Origin of the sequence: Methylobacterium sp. Leaf87 (assembly GCF_001422775.1) — a bacterium.
In the GTDB taxonomy this organism is placed as follows: Bacteria; Pseudomonadota; Alphaproteobacteria; order Rhizobiales; family Beijerinckiaceae; genus Methylobacterium.
On the sequence record NZ_LMMI01000034.1, the window covers coordinates 205,917 to 223,238 of the forward strand.

A 17,322-nucleotide genomic window follows, 5' to 3' on the forward strand; every position below is an offset into this window, starting at 1 on the left:
GCGAGGCTCCGTTCTTCCGGGGTTCAGGCGCGCAGGGTCGCGCCGGTCTTGCGGCCGACCTCGGCGATGATCTTGGCCGTCACCGCCTCGATCTCCGCGTCGGTCAGGGTGCGTTCGACGGGCTGGAGCCGAACGGCGATGGCCACCGACTTCGCCCCCTCGGGAACGCCGACGCCCTCGTAGATGTCGAACACGTCGATGCCGGCGATGAGCTTGCGCTCGGCCCCTTGCGCCGCCTTCACCACGTCGCCCGCCGCCACGTCGCGGGGCACCACAAAGGCGAAGTCGCGCGAGACCGGCTGGAAGTCGGAGAGGGCCAGGGCCGGCTTCACCTTGGTCGGGCGATACTTCGGCAACGGCACGCCATCGAGGGTGATTTCGAAGGCGACGATCTGGCCCTTGAGGTCCAGCGCCTTCATCACGCGCGGGTGGATCTCACCGAAATACCCCACGGGGTTCTTCGGCCCGAACTGGAGGGTACCCGAGCGGCCGGGATGCAGCCAGTTCGGCCCGCCGGCGACCACCTGCAGGCCACCCGTGGGAATGCCGAAGGCGGCGAGCAGCGCCAGGGCATCGGCCTTGGCGTCGAACGCATCCACGGGGGCAGCGGCGCCGTCCCAGTGGCGGCCACCGCCGAGATGGCCGGCGGTGGCACGGCGGATCGCTGTAGCGCGTGCGGTCTGACCTTCCGGCTGATCGTTCTTGAAGCACTGACCGACCTCGAACAGGGCGACGTCGGAGAGACCCCGGTCGGCATTGCGCTGGGTGGCGCGCAGCAGGCCGGGCACGAGGCTCGGGCGCATATCGGAGAGGTCAGCCGCAATGGGGTTGGCCAGCACCAGATCCGCCCGGCCGCCCCCGAACAGCACGGCGTCGTCATGGGGAATGAACGACCACGTCACGGCCTCAACGAGGCCGCGCGCGGCGAGTGCGCGCTTGGCGAGCCGCGTGCGCTTCTGGATCACCGTGAGCACGGCCTTACCGACCTGGGCCTCGATGCGCGCAAGAGGTTTCGGCTCGATGCGATCGAGACCGGCGATGCGGATGATCTCCTCGACGAGATCGGCCTTGCCCTCGACGTCGGCGCGCCAGGACGGGGTGAGCACCTTCACCCGGTCGCCGCTGCCGGCGACGTGGAAGCCCAAGGCTTCCAGGGTCACCTTCATCTCGGCGCGCGACAGTTCGAGGCCGGCCAGGCGCCGGGTCTCGGTCCAGGGGAAATCGATGACCCGCTCGGTCTCGGGCGGCTCGCCGACGATCACGGGCTGGCTCGGGGTGCCGCCGCAGATCTCGAGGACGAGGCGGGTGGCGAGATCGAGGCCCGGCAGGGTGAAGGCCGGGTCGACGCCGCGCTCGAAGCGGTAGCGCGCATCGGTGATGATTCCGAGGCGCCGGCCGCTCTGGGCGATGTTCACCGGGTCCCAGAGGGCGGATTCGATGAGGACATCGGTGGTGCCGGCGTCGCAACCGGACGCCTCCCCGCCGATGATGCCGCCGATGGATTCGACACCGTTGTCGTCGGCGATGACCACCGTGTCGTCCGTCAGCGCGTAGGTCTTGCCGTCGAGCGCCTTCAGGGCCTCGCCATCGCGGGCGCGGCGCACGGTGAGGCCGCCCGCCACCTTGGCGGCGTCGAAGACGTGCAGCGGCCGGCCCCGGTCGAACGTGAGATAGTTGGTGATGTCGACGAGGGCGTTGATCGGGCGCAGGCCGATGGCGCGCAGGCGGGCCTGCATCCAATCCGGCGAGGGGCCATTCGTGATGCCGCTCACGCGGCGCAGGGTGAAGTAGGGGCACAGGCCGCGGTCGGCCGGCTCGAAGTCGAGGGTGACGGGAACCGGGCAGGCCCCCTCCCCCCGTACGGGCGGCTGGGGCGTGTGCTTGAGGCCACCGAGGCCGGTGGCGGCGAGATCGCGGGCGATGCCGTGGATCGAGGTGCAGTCGGCGCGGTTCGGCGTCAGGTTGATCTCGATGATCGGATCGTCGAGGCCGGCATAGACCGCGTAGGTCTGCCCCGTGGGCGCGTCCTCCGGCAGATCGAGGATGCCGTCGTGGTCGTCGCCGAGGCCGAGTTCGGCGCCCGAGCACAGCATGCCCCGGCTCTCGACGCCGCGGATGGTGCCCACCGACAGGGTGATGGCCTTGCCGGGCACGTAGGTGCCGGGGGGGGCGAACACGGTCTTCATGCCGGCGCGCGCATTCGGCGCACCGCAGACCACCTGTACCGGCTCCCCGTCGCCCGCATCCACGGAACAGACGCGCAGGCGGTCGGCGTTGGGGTGCTGCTCGGCCGTGAGCACGTGGGCGATCACGTAGGGTTTCAGGCTCGCGGCCTTGTCCTCGATGCCTTCGACCTCGAGCCCGATGCGCGTGAGCGTCTCGGAGATCGTGTCGAGGGAGGCCTCGGCGTCGAGGTGATCCTTGAGCCAGGAGAGGGTGAATTTCATGACTTGCGTCCGTCGGCGCTCTCCGATCGGCCAGCGACTGGCGATCCGGCACCCATCAGGGTTGAGAAGGACGATCCGGGCAGCGCCCGGACCTTCGCGACATCACATCAGCCGGTCAGCCCGGCGACCAGGCTCGGGATATCCAGCGGCCGGAAACCGTAATGATCGAGCCAACGGACGTCCGCCTCGAAGAATGGGCGCAGGTCCGGCATGCCGTACTTGAGCATGGCGATACGATCGATGCCCATGCCGAAGGCGAAGCCCTGGACGCTGTCGGGGTCGAGGCCGCAATTGCGCAGGACGTTGGGATGGACCATCCCGCAGCCGAGGATCTCGAGCCAGTCGGTGCCCTCGCCGAAGCGGATCTCGCCGCCTTTGCGCGAGCACTGGATGTCGACCTCGGCCGAGGGCTCGGTGAAGGGAAAGAACGACGGACGGAAGCGCATCTTCACGGCGTCGACCTCGAAGAAGGTCCGGCAGAACTCCTCCAGAACCCATTTGAGGTTGGCGATGTTGGCCGCCTTGTCGATGACGAGACCCTCGACCTGATGGAACATCGGCGTGTGGGTCTGGTCGGAATCGTGACGGTAGGTCCGTCCCGGGCAGATCACCCGGATCGGCGGCGCTTTCGACCGCATGGTGCGGATCTGCACCGGCGAGGTGTGGGTGCGCAGCACCTTGCGCTGGCCGTTGCGGTCGGGCGCAAGGAAGAAGGTGTCGTGCATCTCGCGCGCCGGGTGGCCGGGCGGGAAGTTGAGAGCCGTGAAGTTGTAGTCGTCGGTCTCGATGTCGGGCCCTTCGGCGACGGAGAACCCCATATCCGCGAAGATCGCCGCGATCTCGTCCATGACTTGGCTGATGGGATGAATGCGGCCGCGCGCCTCCGGCGCCTCGCGCACGGGCAGGGTCACGTCGATGCGCTCGGCGGCGAGGCGTGCGGTGAGCGCCGCTTCGCCGAGGGCTTCGCGACGAGCGCCCAACGCGCCCTGCACGCGATCGCGCAACCCGTTGATGAGGGGCCCGCGCGCCTTGCGCTCGTCGGGCGTCATGGCGCCCAGAGTCTTGAGCAGTTCGGAGACCGAGCCCTTCTTCCCCAGCGCCGCCACGCGTACGGCGTCGAGGGCGGCCTCATCGGACGCGGCGGCGACTTCTGCGAGGAGGTCACCTTCGAGGGTGTCGAGATCGGTCATCGGTTCAACTCACCGGCTGCGGCTCGACCACAGGATGGTCGGGCGATCATGGCGCGAGGGTTTTGCGGGTCGAGGCCGCCTTGGCAAGCCATCGCGCCCTGGAAAACCCGGCGCGCCCAGTAAAAACGAAAAGGCGCGGCGCCCGTGCGGGGCCGCGCCTTTTCCACAGAGTCCGACGCGAAGGCCGAACGAAGAAGGTTCAAGCCGCCTTGGCGACGTCCTGCAGGGAGGCCTTGGCCTTCTCGACCACGGCGGCGAAAGTGGCCGGCTCATGGATGGCGAGCTCGGACAGGGCCTTGCGGTCCACCTCGATGCCGGACTTGGACAGCGCGTTGATGAAGCGCGAATAGGTCAGGCCATGCTCACGGACGGCGGCGTTGAGACGCTGGATCCAGAGGGCGCGGAACGTGCGCTTCTTGTTCTTACGATCGCGGTAGGCATACTGCATGCCCTTCTCGACCGCCTGCTTGGCGATCCGGATCGTATTCTTGCGGCGACCGTAATAACCACGGGCGGCCTTGAGGACTTTCTTGTGCTTCGCGTGACTGGTCACGCCGCGCTTGACGCGGGCCATATGGAGTCTCCTGGATCAGAAAAAGCAGTTCGGCGGGTGAAAGAAGGCTTACCGGCTGTTCGGCAAAAAATACTTCTTCACGTTGGCGGCATCGCCCTCGAACAGGGTGGTGGTGCCGCGCAGGTTGCGGATCTGCTTCGTCGTCCGCTTGATCATCCCGTGGCGCTTACCGGCCTGGGCGTACATGACCTTGCCGGTGCCGGTGATCTTGAAGCGCTTCTTCGCGCCCGACTTGGTTTTCAGCTTGGGCATTTGGCTCTCCTGAACGCGCATGCACCCCGATCCGGGTTGGGATCGAAGGGATGCGCTCGGTTGATGCTTCTGATGGAGCAGCACGAACCGCCACGGCAGCCCGATCGGCCGGGCGGTTCAACGCGAGGCGGCGTATGACAGAAAAGCGACGCGGTTTCAATCCTGCGCGGGATCGTCAATCCCGCGCGAGGGCCAGGACCACATCGGTTTCCGTTACCGCCGCCATGGGCTTGGTGATCTTCACCGCACGGGTCGGCTGCCCCGGCGGCATGAGCAGGAGGATCGTTTCCATGCCGGGGCAGGCCGGATCGGCGCAAACGATCTCGTTCACCTTGACGATTCCCGCCGCGTCGAAGCCCGCGGCCTGTCGTGCCCAGGCGAGGATCGCCGCGCGCACCGCCGCATCGGCCTGTGGCTGTTTCCGCCCGAACAGCGCCATGGACGTCAGCCCGGAAGGGTGAGGAGGCCGGCGGCCCCGTCGCTGCAGCCGAAGCCCAGGCGGGCGCCGCGCGCGTCCCAGGCGAGGGCCGTGACGCCACTGCCCTTCACGGCCGGGCGCACCAACAGTTCGGACCCGTCGGCGAAACGCACGAGCAGGATGCAGCCGTCCTCGTACCCGATGGCGAGCACCAGGGCTTTGGGATGGAACGCCACCCGCGAGACCCGCGCCGGGCGCACGCCGCACTCGCGCGGGGCCTTGCCGGTGGGGCCTTCCTTCGAGTCGAACGGCCAGATGATGGCGGCTTCCGCGCCCCCGGTGGCGAGCCAGTCGCCATCGCCCGACCAGGCCACGGAGCGGACCTTGCCGGGATAGCCCGACATCCGCATGTGGCCGCGGTCGGGCTGGAGACGCCAGCCGTGCAGGGCGTTCTCCTGCATGGTGGTGACGACGAAGCGGCCGTCCGGCGACCAGGTCACGTCGATGTGCGAGCCCTTCCACTCGACGAAGTCGGGCGCGGTCTCGAGGTTCGGGTACCACAGGGTGGCGCCGTTGTAGTGCGAGACGGCCAGGCGGTAGCCCTTCGGCGCGAAGGCGAGGCCGCGCGCGGTGGATGGGGCGGCGAACACCTTCTCGCGGCCCTTGGCGTCGCGGGCCACAACGTTTCGTCCGGCGGCGTACGCGATGGCGCCGTCGGGATGGAGCGCCAGGGCGTCGATCCAGGCCCCGCCCTTGGCGACGGCCACCTCGACGACATCGCCCTCGGGCGATGTCGCCACCACGCGGCCGTCATCGCCCCCGGTCACGATCCGGCGTCCGTCACCGGCGGCGACCAGGATGGCGCCGTCCGGGTGCGATTCGATCCGGCGGACCTCGCCGCGGCCGGCCAGCAGCACGGCGCCGTCGCCCAGCGCCAGGGCCAGGGTGTCCTTCAACCACACAGCGGCGGTGACGTGGGCCCCGGCCGCGATGGGCGTGACGTGGTCGAGGAGGGAAGGTGCAGTCTCGGCCATCCGGCGGGGATCTCTCGTCACTCGGTTGCGATAGGCGCGCGGAGCCCGAGCCTCACAGGGCGGGTGCGCCGGAGACCGCACGCCGCGCCGTCAGGATCGTGGCGACGACGGCCAGGATGCCGGCGATGCCGGCAGGGATGGCGAGGGCATACAACGCCAAACGGCCGTAGGCGACCGTTCCGGCGAGGGATCCGACGAGAAGCGCGAGCCAGACCACCCCATCGCCGACCCAGGCGTAACGGGCGCCGCGCCGGGCGAGCGCCAAAGCGAGCTTCTGGCCGAAGCTGAACAGCGCGCCGGTGACGAAAGTGGTCCCGGCGCGAAAGCCCTGGACGTGGGACAGGACCGCGTTCTGCGCCCCCATGGCAAGCGCCAGCATCAGGGAGGCGAGGCCCGAATCCGGGGCGGCGACGGCAGCCTCGAAGGCAGCTGCGACGATTGCGGCCTCGAAGCCGAGGATCACGGGCGTGCTCCAGCGTGCGGGCGTCAGGGCCGAGAGGGCGCCGCCGCAGATTCCACCGAGGAGAAAAGCGAGGATGAGCAGGGCCGGCAGCCAGGCGAGGTGGGGCTGGCCATGTCCGAGGGCGACGGCGAACTGGGTCGTGTTGCCGCTCATGAACGAGGTGTAGAGGCCACCGAGCCGAATGAAGCCGAGGGCGTCGACGTAGCCGGCCAGCGCCGTGAGAATGAGGCCGAAGCCGAGATGCCAGGGCCGGGTCACGGGCGCCGCCCCTTCGCGTTCACCACCGGGCCGGCAGGGTTAAAGCTTTGCTCACCAAGTCCGCGCAATTGGAGTGAACGCACTCGAACATCGCGCCGCTGCGGTCCGTTGGTTGGGTGATCCGGTACGGGACCATGCGTCCCCCGCCGGGTGAGTAGGAGTTGCGTCATGATCCCATTCGCCTGCGCCGCCCTCGCCCTGCCCAGCTTCACCCCGTCCGTCTTCGGCTCCTGCGGGATCGCCGAGACCGTGCTCATCGTCGAGGACGAGATCATGGTCTGCGAGCTTGCCGCCGAGGCGCTTCTGGAGGAAGGCTATCGCGTTCTCACCGCGTCCGATGCGGATGAAGCGGAGGGCATCCTGGCCCGTGAGCGGGTCGATCTGCTCTTCACCGATATCGATCTGGCCCGCAACACGAACGGTCTCGCCCTGGCTCAGCGTGCGCGCCAGGTTCGCCCCGACCTGCCCGTCGTCTACACCTCGGGCGGACGCGGCCATCTTGCCCACGGCGACGCCGTGACGGACTCGGTGTTCGTACCGAAGCCCTATCGCCTCAGCGCCCTCGTGGCCCTGGCCAACGACATCCTGCGCTCACCCGCCCACCACGCCTGAGCGCCAGCCCCCGGACCCACCGATGCGCACCATCCTCACCACCCTCGCCTTCGTGATCGCCTCCACGGGCGTCGCTTCCGCCTGCGACGTGAAGGCAGCCAAGCTCGAAGAGGCCATCGCGGCGAAGAGCCAGCTGCGCGAGGCGGCCAACAAGCAGACCGTGCGCGATCTTCGTACCCTGCGCGACGCCGCCATCGTGCTCGAGACCTACCAGTACGGTCCCGAGTGCGAACGCCTCGTCGCGATCGTCAAGGCGCTCGCGGCCAATCCCGCAAAGGCAATCGAGCGCGGCGGCGACACCGACGAGGAGAAGGCCGAGGAGGTTCTGGAAACCCGCGAGCCGAAGGCCCCCCCGGCCGAGGCCGCGCCGGCCGCGCCGAAGGCGAACTGACGACCCGATATCGAGGCCGGCCCACCCCTGGGGGTGCGGTCGGCTTCCCATGCCCCGGGCGCCGCGTTAGGACCGCGGCGCCCGCTCGCGCGTATCGCCATCCACTAAAGCGGATGCCGCGTTGAGGGGGCGACCGCGTATCCAGGGGCAGCGTATCGGCATGGCGACGGACATCCTCACCCGCGAGGCGGGCATCGCACATGCCGCCCATCGACTGCCTTCGGTGATCGTCGACGACTACAACAGCGAATTGAAGGCCGACGACGGGTTCGTCGGCGACAAGGTCTCGAAGAAGGCGTTTCGCGAGATCCTGGAAACGTGGCGGGAAACCCTGCGCAAGGCCGGCCCCGATCCTTTCGGCGACAAGCCCAGTGCCGACCTCAGCAAGAAGGCGCTCGATCGGGCGCTGGACGGCAGCGATCCCTTGAGCTCCGGCCTGATCTTCAGCGCCATCGAGGAGTTCGCCCAGGAACTCGCGCGTGTGGTGCGCCGCTTCCTGCGTCAGAAGGGCTGGCGTGACACGGAGAGCATCGTGGTCGGGGGCGGCTTCAGCGACAGCCGCGTCGGGCACCTCGCCATCGCCCGGGCCGGTGTGCTCCTGCGGGCCGCCGGCCTCGATCTAACCCTGGAGCCGATCCGCCACCACCCCGACGAAGCCGGCCTCATCGGGTCGGTCCACCTCGCACCGGCCTGGATCTTCGCCGGATACGACAGCCTGCTCGCCGTCGATATCGGCGGCACCAACATCCGCGCCGGGGTCGTCGCGACGAACCTCCGCAAGGCGCCCGACCTGTCCCGGAGCGCGGTCTGGCGCTCCGAGATCTGGCGTCACCGCGACGAGGATCCGGCACCGACCCGCGACGCCGCCGTGGATCGGCTCATCGGGATGCTCAACGACCTGATCCGGCGAGCGGGCCGGGCCAATCTCACGTTGGCGCCCTTCATCGGTATCGGCTGCCCCGGCGTTATCGAAGCGGACGGCACCATCGACCGCGGTGGACAGAACCTGCCCGGCAACTGGGAGAGCGACCGCTTCAACCTCGCCGAGCGCCTCGTCGCGGCGATCCCGCGGATCGGCGACCACGCCACCATGGTGGTGATGCACAACGATGCCGTCGTGCAGGGCCTGAGCGAGGTGCCGTACCGACAGGAGGTGACCCGCTGGGGCATCCTCACCATCGGCACCGGCCTGGGCAACGCTCGCTTCACCAACCGGAACGCCGACGATGCGACTGCCTGAGAGATAGGCCTGAGAAGCTGGCTCTGGCGAAGCGAACACTCGGATCCGGCCCAACCAAACCGGGGCCAGTAACCGGTCCTATATCCCTGGCACCCTCGCCTTAACGGCTCCGCCCCGTACGGGCGAGCTTCTGCGCGATCCGCTCGCGCAATTCCTCGGGTAGCTCGATGTCCACGAGGCGCCATGTCCAGCCGCGCAGGCGCAGGCGCAGGCGGAATCGGCGATCCCGCGTCTCGTCGGGCGGGACCGGAATGACCACGGTGCGAAAGCCGCGCATCTCGGAGGACAGGTAGAACGGGATGAGCCGGCGGAAGCCCTCGGCATGCAGCCCGGGCTTGCGCAGGTCGGCGGGTGTGTCTCCTTGCCGGGGCTCCGGAGGGCCGAGGTCGATGGATTGGGGCCAGCCGTCGTCGAGGAGGTCGACCACGGTTTGGGGCGTCACCAGGGACTCGGCGATGGGGATTGCGAGGGCCACCAGGGCATCGGTCACGCGCTGGCGCTCGCGCGGTTCCGCACCGCCCGTTTCGCCACGGGCCTGAGCGGCGGCGGCGGCCTGTCGGATCACCGACAGCCGCAGGGTGCGGAAGTTCACGTGGCGCTCGATATAGGCCACGTCATGCGCCTGCACGGCACGGGCGAGGTCGTAGAGCGCCCAGAACGGCGTCAGGGTGAACACGAACCAGCACAGCGCCAGTACAACGGGGATCGACCACCAGCGCATCGGTGGGCAGCCTTACCGGCGAGCCGGGAGAGTGCTGGAGCTCACGCCGGAACGCACCAGTCGGTCAAACCACCGAACGCCGCGACCACACCCTCGTAGATGGGCCGTTTGAACGGCACGATGAGGTCCGGCAATCCAGCCATGGGTTGCCACCGCCAAGCATCGAACTCGGACGCGTGGGCACCCCCACCGGGTGACGCGACATCGATCTCGCTGTCGTCGCCGAGGAAACCGAAGGCGAACCACCTCTGCGTCTGCCCGCGATAACGCCCCTTCCAGGCCTGCTTCATCACCGCTGGCGGAAGATCGTAGGTCAGCCAGTCGGGCGCTTCGGCCAGCAGCCGGACGGAGCCGGGTGCGACGTTGGTTTCCTCGTAGAGTTCACGCAAGGCCGCATCCTTGGGGGCCTCGCCGGGGTCGATCCCGCCCTGCGGCATCTGCCAGGCACGGCCATCGGCAACGTGTTCCGGACCGGCATCGGCGCGGCGACGACCGATGAATACGAGACCGGTGCGTGCGATCAACGTGATCCCGACGCAGGGGCGGTACGGCAATCCGGTGCCGTCGTCGTTCGGGAGGGCTGTCATCGGCGCGATCATAGGGCACCCCATCCCCGCGCCGCAACGCACGATGGCGGCACGATGCGAAGAATCGTATCGGCCCGACACTCAGGGCGCGGCGCTGCTGAGGCGGGCGCTCCCCGAAGCCGCACGCAGGGCGACGCTCACGGGCACGAGCCGCACGCCGCGTGCTTCGAGGTCCTTCGACCAACGCGCGATCCGGTCAATGGTCATCGGCATCGCGGTGGCGGACACCAGGACGAAGCCCTTGGCACGGGCCTGCGCTTCGGCCCGCGCGAGTTCCCGATCAATGGCCTCGGGCCGGGGCAGGGCGTCGAGGACGAACTCGGCCCGTGCCACAGGAATCTTCGCCTTGGCACCGAGGGTGGTGGCGATGGAACGCGGCGAGGTGCCGTCGTCGACGTAGCCGAGACCGCGCGCGGCGATCTCGCGCAGCACCGGCTCGAAGGCGGAGGCATCGCTCGTCAGCTTGGCGCCCATGTAGTTGACGATGCCGACGAAGCCTTGGAAGCGGCTCATGGCCCAGGCAAGCCGGTCGAGGTTCTCCGGCGGACGCGCTGTCGTAAGCAGGGTCTGTGGCCCCGGATCGCTGTCGGGATAGTCGAACGGCTCCATGGGTGCCTGAAGAAGCGCCTCGTGGCCGGCTTCCCGGGCGCGCGCCACGGTCCGTTCGAGGTCGCCGCCGTAGGGGGCGAAGGCGAAGCTGACCTCCGGCGGCAGCCGGGTGATGGCACTGGCGGTGGCGGCCTGCCCGATGCCGAGCCCCGACACCAGGATGGCGATGCGTGGGCCGGTGGTCCCGGGATCGGGCCGGGCATAAACGTCGAGGGGGCGGATTCGCCCTTCGCCGAGGCGCGGCACGCTGCCGTGGCGTCCGCGCTCGACGAGGCGCGGGTCGGGGGCGGACGCGAGCTTGACCGGTGCCGCATCGGGAACACGGATCACCACGGCGTCGCTCGGCGCATTGCCGCCGCCCGCGCGCACCACGGTGACACCGGAGGCGGTCTCGACGGCATCGGCCGAGCGCTGGGCTGCGACCGGTTTCTCGGGCACCGAGACCGCAGCGGTCGGCACGGGCGGCGGGTCGCGCAGGGCGATGGTAGCGACGGCCACCGGCTCGCCTCCCTGCGGATCGCCGACGGCGCCGAGGATGCTCAGGCCACCGACGAGGCCGAGGACGAGGCCCCCTGTCACCATCCGTGGGGTCAGGTATGTGGCGTTGAGGCTGCGAAGGCGCTCCCGTGGGGTTCGCTTGGCGCCGAGAGGCCAGGTCAGGATGTCGTCGGAGGCCACGCTCAGCCGCTTCCCTCAGGGTCGGGACGAGAACGGCAACCGCCTCCCGAAACGAAAGCGGCCCCCGATATCGGTTCTGAACCGACATTGGGGGCCGCCATGGTTAACGCTTCCCTAAAGAGCGACCGTGTGCCGGGTCAGTTCGGAACCGTCGTCTTGGTGTTGGACGCACCCTTCTGGATGCCGCGCAGGTAGTCGAAGGCGGCCGTGAGCTGCTTGTCCTTGGCCGGGTCGGGCGGAACGTAGGCGGAGGATCCACCGCGCTCCTCGACGTCCTTCTGCTTGAGGTGGCCCTTCAGGCCGGCCTCGCCCTTGGTCTCGTCCTTGCCCTTGAGCTCGTCCGGCACCTCCTGCAGCACCTCCTGATCCGGCTCGATGCCCTTGGCCTGGATCGAGCGACCCGACGGGGTGTAGTAGCGTGCCGTGGTCAGGCGCAGGGCGCCGCTGCCGCCGAGCGGAATGATCGACTGCACCGAGCCCTTGCCGAACGAGCGGGTGCCGAGCACCGTCGCGCGCTTATGATCCTGCAGGGCGCCGGCCACGATCTCGGAGGCCGAGGCCGAGCCGCCGTTGACCAGTACGACGATGGGCTTGCCCTTGGTCAGATCACCGGATTTCGCCGAGAAGCGCTGCGTCTCGTCGGGATTGCGGCCGCGGGTCGAGACGATCTCGCCGCGATCGAGGAACGCGTCGGAGACCATCACGGCCTGATCGAGGAGGCCGCCCGGATTGTTGCGCAGATCGAGGACGTAGCCCTTGAGCTTGTCGGCGCCGATCTCGCCGTTGAGCTTGTCGATGGCCGACCGCAGCCCGTCGAAGGTCTGTTCGTTGAACTGGGTCAGACGGATGTAGCCGACGTCGCCGCCCTCGGCGCGCGAGCGCACGGGCTTGATCTTGATCACGTCGCGGTTGAGCACGACCTCGATGGGGTCCTTCGACTCCTTGCGACTGATCTTGAGCTTGACCGGCGAGTTCACCGGGCCACGCATCTTGTCCACGGCCTGATTCAGGGTGAGTCCCTGGACCTGATCCTCGTCGATCTGGGTGATCACGTCATTGGAAAGGATGCCGGCCTTCGACGCGGGCGTATCGTCGATGGGGGTGACGACCTTGATCAGACCGTCTTCCATGGTGACCTCGATACCGAGACCACCGAACTCGCCGCGGGTCTGCACCTGCATGTCGCGGAAGCTCTTCGAGTCCATGTAGCTCGAATGCGGATCGAGCGACGTGAGCATGCCGTTCACCGCCGCCTCGATGATCTTGGCCTCGTCGGGCTTCTCGACGTAGTCGGTGCGGACCTTCTCGAACACGTCGCCGAACAGGCTCAGTTGGCGATAGGTCTCGGCCGAGGCCGCCACGGCGCTGGTCCCCGACAGCAGGCGGGTCTGGGTCGCGACCATGGAGGACCCGACGCCGATGAACGCGCCGAGGAGAACGAGGGAAACCTTGCGCATTATCCGCGAACCTTCTCGCTGGGGCTTTTGGCCCACCAAGGCTCCGGATCGATGGAGCCGCCGTCTTTTCTGAACTCGACGTATAACACCGGATCGCCGCCGGCCGGGGTCGTACCCGCACCGCCCTCGCCCATGGCCGCCACGGGCTCGCCCGCCAGGACGAACTGGCCGACCTCGACGTCGATCTGATCCATCCCCGCCAGCAGTAGATAGTAGCCATCGCCGGCATTGATGATCAAGAGTCGGCCATACGACCGAAACTGGCCGGCGAAGGAGACCCAGCCATCGGCCGGTGACGAAACCACGGCTTTGGGTCGGGTGGTGAGCGAAATGCCGCGGGTGGTGCCACCATTGGCGTCGGTTTGGTTGAAGCCGCGCGTCAGCGCTCCGCTCACAGGCCGAGGCAGATCGCCACGTGTGTCCGCGAACCGAACCTTGGGGGCGAGGCGCGCCGGGTCGCGGATACCGGCGGCAGCGAAGCGCTCCTGCGTGGCGCGCGCCTCCCGGGTCTCGGCCGCACGCGCCTCGTCCGCCGCACGGCGTGCGGAGGCCACCTCGCCTTCCATCCGCTCCAGGAGTTCCTTGAGGGTGCGGGCCTGGAGGCCGAGTTCGGCGGTGCGTGAGCGTTCGGTCGCCAAGCCGCTCTCCACCTCGGCCAGCCGCGCCTTTCGGGCAGCCATGAGGCCGTTGAGGCGCTGCTGCTCCCGCGCCCATCCGGCGAGATCGTTCTTCAAACCCTCGCGATCGGCGGCGATGAGACCTTTCAGGCGCACGAGTTCGGTGAGGTCGGCCGCCAAGGTCTCGGCTTCGCCGCGCAGTTCGGGCACCACGGCACCGAGCAGCATCGAAGTTCGGATAACGGCGAGCACGTCCTCGGGACGCACCAGCACCGCGGGAGGCGGCCGACGACCCATGCGCTGGAGAGCTGCGAGGATCTCGGCGATGACGCCGCGCCGCCCGTCCAGCGACCGGCGGATGGCCGCCTCGGAGGCCCCAAGGGTCTTGAGACGCTCTTCCAACCGGGTCATCCGGTCTTCCGTCGCCTGAGCCTGACGGGTCGCATCCAGGAGGGCCGTATTGAATTTGGCCCGGTCGCCGCCGATGGATGTGATTTCGGCCTCGAGTTGCGCACGCGTCCCCGTCGAGGCCGCGAGTGCCTCCTCGATGCGCTTCAAGTTCTCGGCACGTCGGTTCTTTTCCTCGACGGCTTTCTGAACCGCATCCGGTTCGGCAGCCGGTGACTTGGCGCTTGGGTCTTTCGGAGTCATTTCCCTGGCAGACTCTTGCCTGGCAGATTCCTGCGCTGCGGCCGGCGTGGTCACGGCGAGGCCGGTCAGGGCGAGCACGCATAAGCTGCGCCCTCCCCCCCGTGCCGCCATCCATGGCCTGGCCGCCGTCATCGTTCGTCGAGGTTTCCGCGATGATAGGGATGGCCGGCGAGGATCGTCAGCGCTCGATACACCTGCTCCAAGGCCAGCACGCGCACAAGGCCATGCGGCAACGTCGCCGCGCCGAAGGACAGGGTGAGATCGGCTCGCGCTCGTACCGCCGGATCGAGTCCGTCGGCTCCGCCGATGGCGATGGCGAGGCTCGGACGCGCGGCGTCGCGCCAGGCCGCCACGCGATCGGCGAAGGTTTCACTGGTGAGATCGGCGCGTCCGCGTTCGTCGTAGACGACGAGGGCGGCTCCCTGCGCGTGCGTGAGGATGGCCGTGCCCTCCTCCGCACAACGATCCTGAGGCCGACGTGCACGGCTCTCGGGAATCTCGACCGTATCGCAGGCTGGAAAGCCGAGACTGCGGCCGAGTTGGGCCGCCCGTTCGCGGTAGCGTGCCGCGAGGTCGCGCTCCGGACCGGCCTTCAGGCGCCCGACCGCCGCGATGAGGAGCCGCATGGAGTCGACGACCCGCGGTCGCTTACTCGGCTAGGGCGTTGCTGGGCAGGTCGACGGCGGGACGGTCGGCGCCCCACATCTTCTCGAGATTGTAGAAGCCGCGCACTTCCGGGCGGAAGATGTGGACGATGATGTCGCCTGCATCGATCAGCACCCAGTCGCAGGCCGGCATGCCCTCGACCCGGGCGGAGCCGAGACCCTTGGCCTTCATGTCCTGGAGGATGCGGTCAGCGATGGCACCGACATGGCGCTGCGAGCGACCCGAAGTGATGATCATGGTGTCGGCGAGCGACGTCCGACCCATCAGATCGATCTCGATGGTCTCCTCCGCCTTCATGTCCTCCAGACAATCGAGGGCGAGCGCTCTGAGGTCGCCGATCTTGCGGTCGGCAACGTCGTCGGAACCTGGGGCTCCCTGGTGGACCGCGTCGTTCAGCGTCTCAGTTCCTGCAATGGCCATCGTCATGCGGGGATCGTACCCTGAATGGGCGCGACATGGAACGTTCCCGTTGCGTCTTCGCGCAATCCATCTTTCCGCCCCCCGGTTCGCAGGGCCGTGGAGGACAGATGAGAGCGTGGACCGTGCAGGAAGACCCAGGCCGGTGGGTCGAGATCGGCGAGCACACGGGCATCCGCCTCGTCGATCCGCCAACGGCCGAGGGCTTGCGCACCCCGCGCAACCGGCCCCTTGAGAGTGAAGCCGGGCCGGTCGATGATGGCGATGGGCATGGTTTCGGCGATCGCACGGAATCCCTGCCAGCGATGAAATGTCGCGAGGCTGTCGGCTCCCATGATCCAGACGAATCGCACGGCCGGATGGCGGTCCGTGAGGTAGCGAAGGCTTTGCCGAGTGTAGCGAGCACCGATGAGGCTCTCGAAAGCCGTCACCACGATGCGGGGATGGGCAGCGATAGCCTGAGCGGCCGAGACGCGCGCGTCGATGGAAGCGAGATCGGCCCGGTCCTTCAGGGGATTGCCCGGCGTGACCATCCACCAGACGCGGTCGAGGCCCAGGCGCCGCAGGGCGACGCGGCTGACATGCCGATGCCCGAGATGAGCCGGGTTGAACGAACCGCCGTAGAGGCCGATCCGGAGGCCGGGGCAGGCCGGCGGAAGCCGAACGGGTCCCGACACGTCAAGTCGCATCGGAAGCCGCGTGTGGTGGCGGAACGAAGCGAAGCGTCAAGGACGCGTCTGCCCACTCCCGTGGACGCGGTACTTGAAGGTGGTGAGTTGCTCCACGCCGACGGGTCCGCGCGCATGCATCCGGCCCGTTGCGATACCGATCTCGGCCCCGAAGCCGAACTCCCCGCCATCGGCGAACTGGGTCGAGGCGTTGTGGACGACGATGGCGGAATCGACCTCGGCGAGGAAGCGCGTCGCCTCGGCGCGGTCGGCGGTCACGATGGAATCGGTGTGGTGCGATCCGTAGGTCTCGATATGGGTGATCGCCGCATCGAGACCATCGACCACTCGGACGGCGATGATGGCATCGAGGTACTCCGTACGCCAGTCCGCCTCCGCGGCCGGCGTCACACGGGCATCGACCGCCTGCACATCCGTATCGCCACGCACGGCGCACCCTGCCTCGATGAGAGCCGTGACGAGGGGAGCCAGATGCGTGCTGGCGCAGGCGCGATCCACCAGGAGGGTCTCGGCGGCGCCGCAGATACCCGTACGGCGCATCTTGCTGTTGAGGGCGATGGTACGGGCCATGTCGAGATCGGCGCCGGCGGCGACGTAGACGTGACAGATACCATCGAGGTGCGCGAAGACCGGCACCCGCGCCTCGGCATGGACACGTTCCACCAGACCGCGCCCGCCCCGGGGCACGATCACGTCGATGCAGCCGTCGAGGCCGGACAGCATGGCGCCAACGGCAGCCCGATCACGGGTCGGTACGATCTGGATCGCGTCCGCCGGCAGTCCGGACGCTTCCAGACCGGCCCGCATGGCGCGCGCGATGGCCATGGCCGTGCGATGACTGTCGGACCCGGCGCGCAGGATGGCGGCATTGCCGGCCTTGAGGCACAGCGCGCCGGCATCGGCGGTGACGTTGGGGCGGCTCTCGAAGATCACGCCGATGACGCCCAGCGGCACGGCGATGCGCTCGATCAGCAGGCCATTGGGACGCTCGAACGCAGCGACCTGACGCCCGACGGGATCGGGCAAGGCACCGATCTTCTCGACGGCGTCGGCGATGGCGCTCAGGCGCGTGGGATCGAGGGTGAGCCGGTCGATGAGCGCCTGAGTCTGGCCGGCGGCGCGGGCCGCTTCCACGTCCCGGGCGTTTTCTGTCAGGATCTCGGACTGTGCCCCCCGCAAGCGCTCGGCGATGGTGCGAAGCGCGATATCCTTGATCTGAGCTGGTGCCAGCGCGATGCCACGCGCGGCGGCTCGCGCGCGCTGGCCGATGGCATGCATCTCGGCGGTCAGATCGGGAGCTTGAAAATCGGTACGCAGGTTCAGAACGGGCACGGCCTTCATCCTCGCGGGC

Annotated in this window: 19 protein-coding genes; 3 read left to right on the forward strand and 16 right to left on the reverse strand. The window is 68.6% G+C overall.

The features are described 5' to 3' along the window. Nucleotides 1-23 precede the first annotated feature (23 nt). The 7 genes from pheT to ASF22_RS15805 form a co-directional block, all read right to left on the reverse strand. On the reverse strand, nt 24-2,447 hold the full coding sequence (gene pheT / locus ASF22_RS15775) for a phenylalanine--tRNA ligase subunit beta (RefSeq protein WP_056266049.1): 2,424 nt from the start codon (nt 2,445-2,447) through the stop codon (nt 24-26). Between the two features lie 107 nt (nt 2,448-2,554). Continuing rightward, nucleotides 2,555-3,637: a phenylalanine--tRNA ligase subunit alpha gene (gene pheS, locus ASF22_RS15780; RefSeq protein ID WP_056171831.1), complete on the reverse strand. Its 1,083-nt coding sequence runs from the start codon at nt 3,635-3,637 to the stop codon at nt 2,555-2,557. 199 nt (nt 3,638-3,836) lie between these two features. Further along, complete coding sequence (rplT, locus tag ASF22_RS15785; protein WP_056087037.1) at nt 3,837-4,211, reverse strand: 50S ribosomal protein L20; 375 nt, start codon at nt 4,209-4,211, stop codon at nt 3,837-3,839. Between the two features lie 48 nt (nt 4,212-4,259). After that, nucleotides 4,260-4,463, reverse strand: a complete 204-nt coding sequence (gene rpmI / locus ASF22_RS15790; protein WP_018044555.1) for a 50S ribosomal protein L35 — start codon at nt 4,461-4,463, stop codon at nt 4,260-4,262. 175 nt (nt 4,464-4,638) lie between these two features. Further along, entirely contained in the window at nt 4,639-4,902 is a 264-nt protein-coding gene (locus tag ASF22_RS15795) for a hypothetical protein (protein ID WP_056266051.1), read from the reverse strand. Between the two features lie 5 nt (nt 4,903-4,907). Further along, the gene (locus tag ASF22_RS15800) at nt 4,908-5,915 is read right to left on the reverse strand and encodes a hypothetical protein (protein WP_056266054.1); all 1,008 of its coding nucleotides are present in this window, start codon (nt 5,913-5,915) and stop codon (nt 4,908-4,910) included. Nucleotides 5,916-5,967: 52 nt separating this feature from the next. After that, entirely contained in the window at nt 5,968-6,636 is a 669-nt protein-coding gene (locus ASF22_RS15805; protein WP_056171836.1) for a YoaK family protein, read from the reverse strand. A 168-nt stretch (nt 6,637-6,804) separates the two neighbouring features. On the opposite strand from ASF22_RS15805, the gene ASF22_RS15810 reads away from it, so the two are divergent. From ASF22_RS15810 to ASF22_RS15820, 3 genes are all read left to right on the forward strand, one after another. Further along, nucleotides 6,805-7,248: a response regulator gene (locus ASF22_RS15810; protein WP_056266055.1), complete on the forward strand. Its 444-nt coding sequence runs from the start codon at nt 6,805-6,807 to the stop codon at nt 7,246-7,248. A 22-nt stretch (nt 7,249-7,270) separates the two neighbouring features. Beyond that, the gene (locus tag ASF22_RS15815; RefSeq protein ID WP_056171840.1) at nt 7,271-7,639 is read left to right on the forward strand and encodes a hypothetical protein; all 369 of its coding nucleotides are present in this window, start codon (nt 7,271-7,273) and stop codon (nt 7,637-7,639) included. A 160-nt stretch (nt 7,640-7,799) separates the two neighbouring features. Further along, nucleotides 7,800-8,879: an ROK family protein gene (locus ASF22_RS15820; protein ID WP_056266059.1), complete on the forward strand. Its 1,080-nt coding sequence runs from the start codon at nt 7,800-7,802 to the stop codon at nt 8,877-8,879. Nucleotides 8,880-8,979: 100 nt separating this feature from the next. Here ASF22_RS15820 and ASF22_RS15825 read toward each other — a convergent pair whose 3' ends face one another. The 9 genes from ASF22_RS15825 to ASF22_RS15865 all read right to left on the reverse strand — a co-directional run bounded on the left by ASF22_RS15825 (nt 8,980) and on the right by ASF22_RS15865 (nt 17,303). Continuing rightward, nucleotides 8,980-9,600, reverse strand: coding sequence for a DUF2939 domain-containing protein (locus tag ASF22_RS15825; protein WP_056266062.1), 621 nt, complete (start codon nt 9,598-9,600; stop codon nt 8,980-8,982). Between the two features lie 41 nt (nt 9,601-9,641). Next, nucleotides 9,642-10,187 carry an RNA pyrophosphohydrolase gene (locus tag ASF22_RS15830; protein WP_056172179.1) on the reverse strand — a complete coding sequence of 182 codons (546 nt, stop codon included), beginning with the start codon at nt 10,185-10,187 and terminating at the stop codon, nt 9,642-9,644. 81 nt (nt 10,188-10,268) lie between these two features. Then, a complete protein-coding gene (locus ASF22_RS15835; protein ID WP_056266065.1) occupies nt 10,269-11,480 on the reverse strand; it encodes a divergent polysaccharide deacetylase family protein in 1,212 nt (403 codons plus the stop codon). 131 nt (nt 11,481-11,611) lie between these two features. Beyond that, nucleotides 11,612-12,931 carry a S41 family peptidase gene (locus tag ASF22_RS15840; protein ID WP_056171849.1) on the reverse strand — a complete coding sequence of 440 codons (1,320 nt, stop codon included), beginning with the start codon at nt 12,929-12,931 and terminating at the stop codon, nt 11,612-11,614. Beyond that, complete coding sequence (locus tag ASF22_RS15845; protein WP_056266175.1) at nt 12,931-14,253, reverse strand: peptidoglycan DD-metalloendopeptidase family protein; 1,323 nt, start codon at nt 14,251-14,253, stop codon at nt 12,931-12,933. Before ASF22_RS15845 ends, ASF22_RS15840 begins: the two co-directional genes overlap by 1 nt. 74 nt (nt 14,254-14,327) lie before the next feature. After that, the gene (rlmH, locus tag ASF22_RS15850) at nt 14,328-14,825 is read right to left on the reverse strand and encodes a 23S rRNA (pseudouridine(1915)-N(3))-methyltransferase RlmH (protein ID WP_056266067.1); all 498 of its coding nucleotides are present in this window, start codon (nt 14,823-14,825) and stop codon (nt 14,328-14,330) included. 22 nt (nt 14,826-14,847) lie between these two features. Continuing rightward, on the reverse strand, nt 14,848-15,291 hold the full coding sequence (rsfS, locus tag ASF22_RS15855) for a ribosome silencing factor (RefSeq protein WP_082478728.1): 444 nt from the start codon (nt 15,289-15,291) through the stop codon (nt 14,848-14,850). Continuing rightward, a complete protein-coding gene (locus ASF22_RS15860; protein WP_082483749.1) occupies nt 15,288-15,971 on the reverse strand; it encodes a nicotinate-nucleotide adenylyltransferase in 684 nt (227 codons plus the stop codon). The genes rsfS and ASF22_RS15860 overlap by 4 nt, the downstream gene beginning before the upstream one ends. A gap of 36 nt (nt 15,972-16,007) precedes the next feature. Next, entirely contained in the window at nt 16,008-17,303 is a 1,296-nt protein-coding gene (locus tag ASF22_RS15865) for a glutamate-5-semialdehyde dehydrogenase (protein WP_056266178.1), read from the reverse strand. Nucleotides 17,304-17,322: the final 19 nt, after the last annotated feature.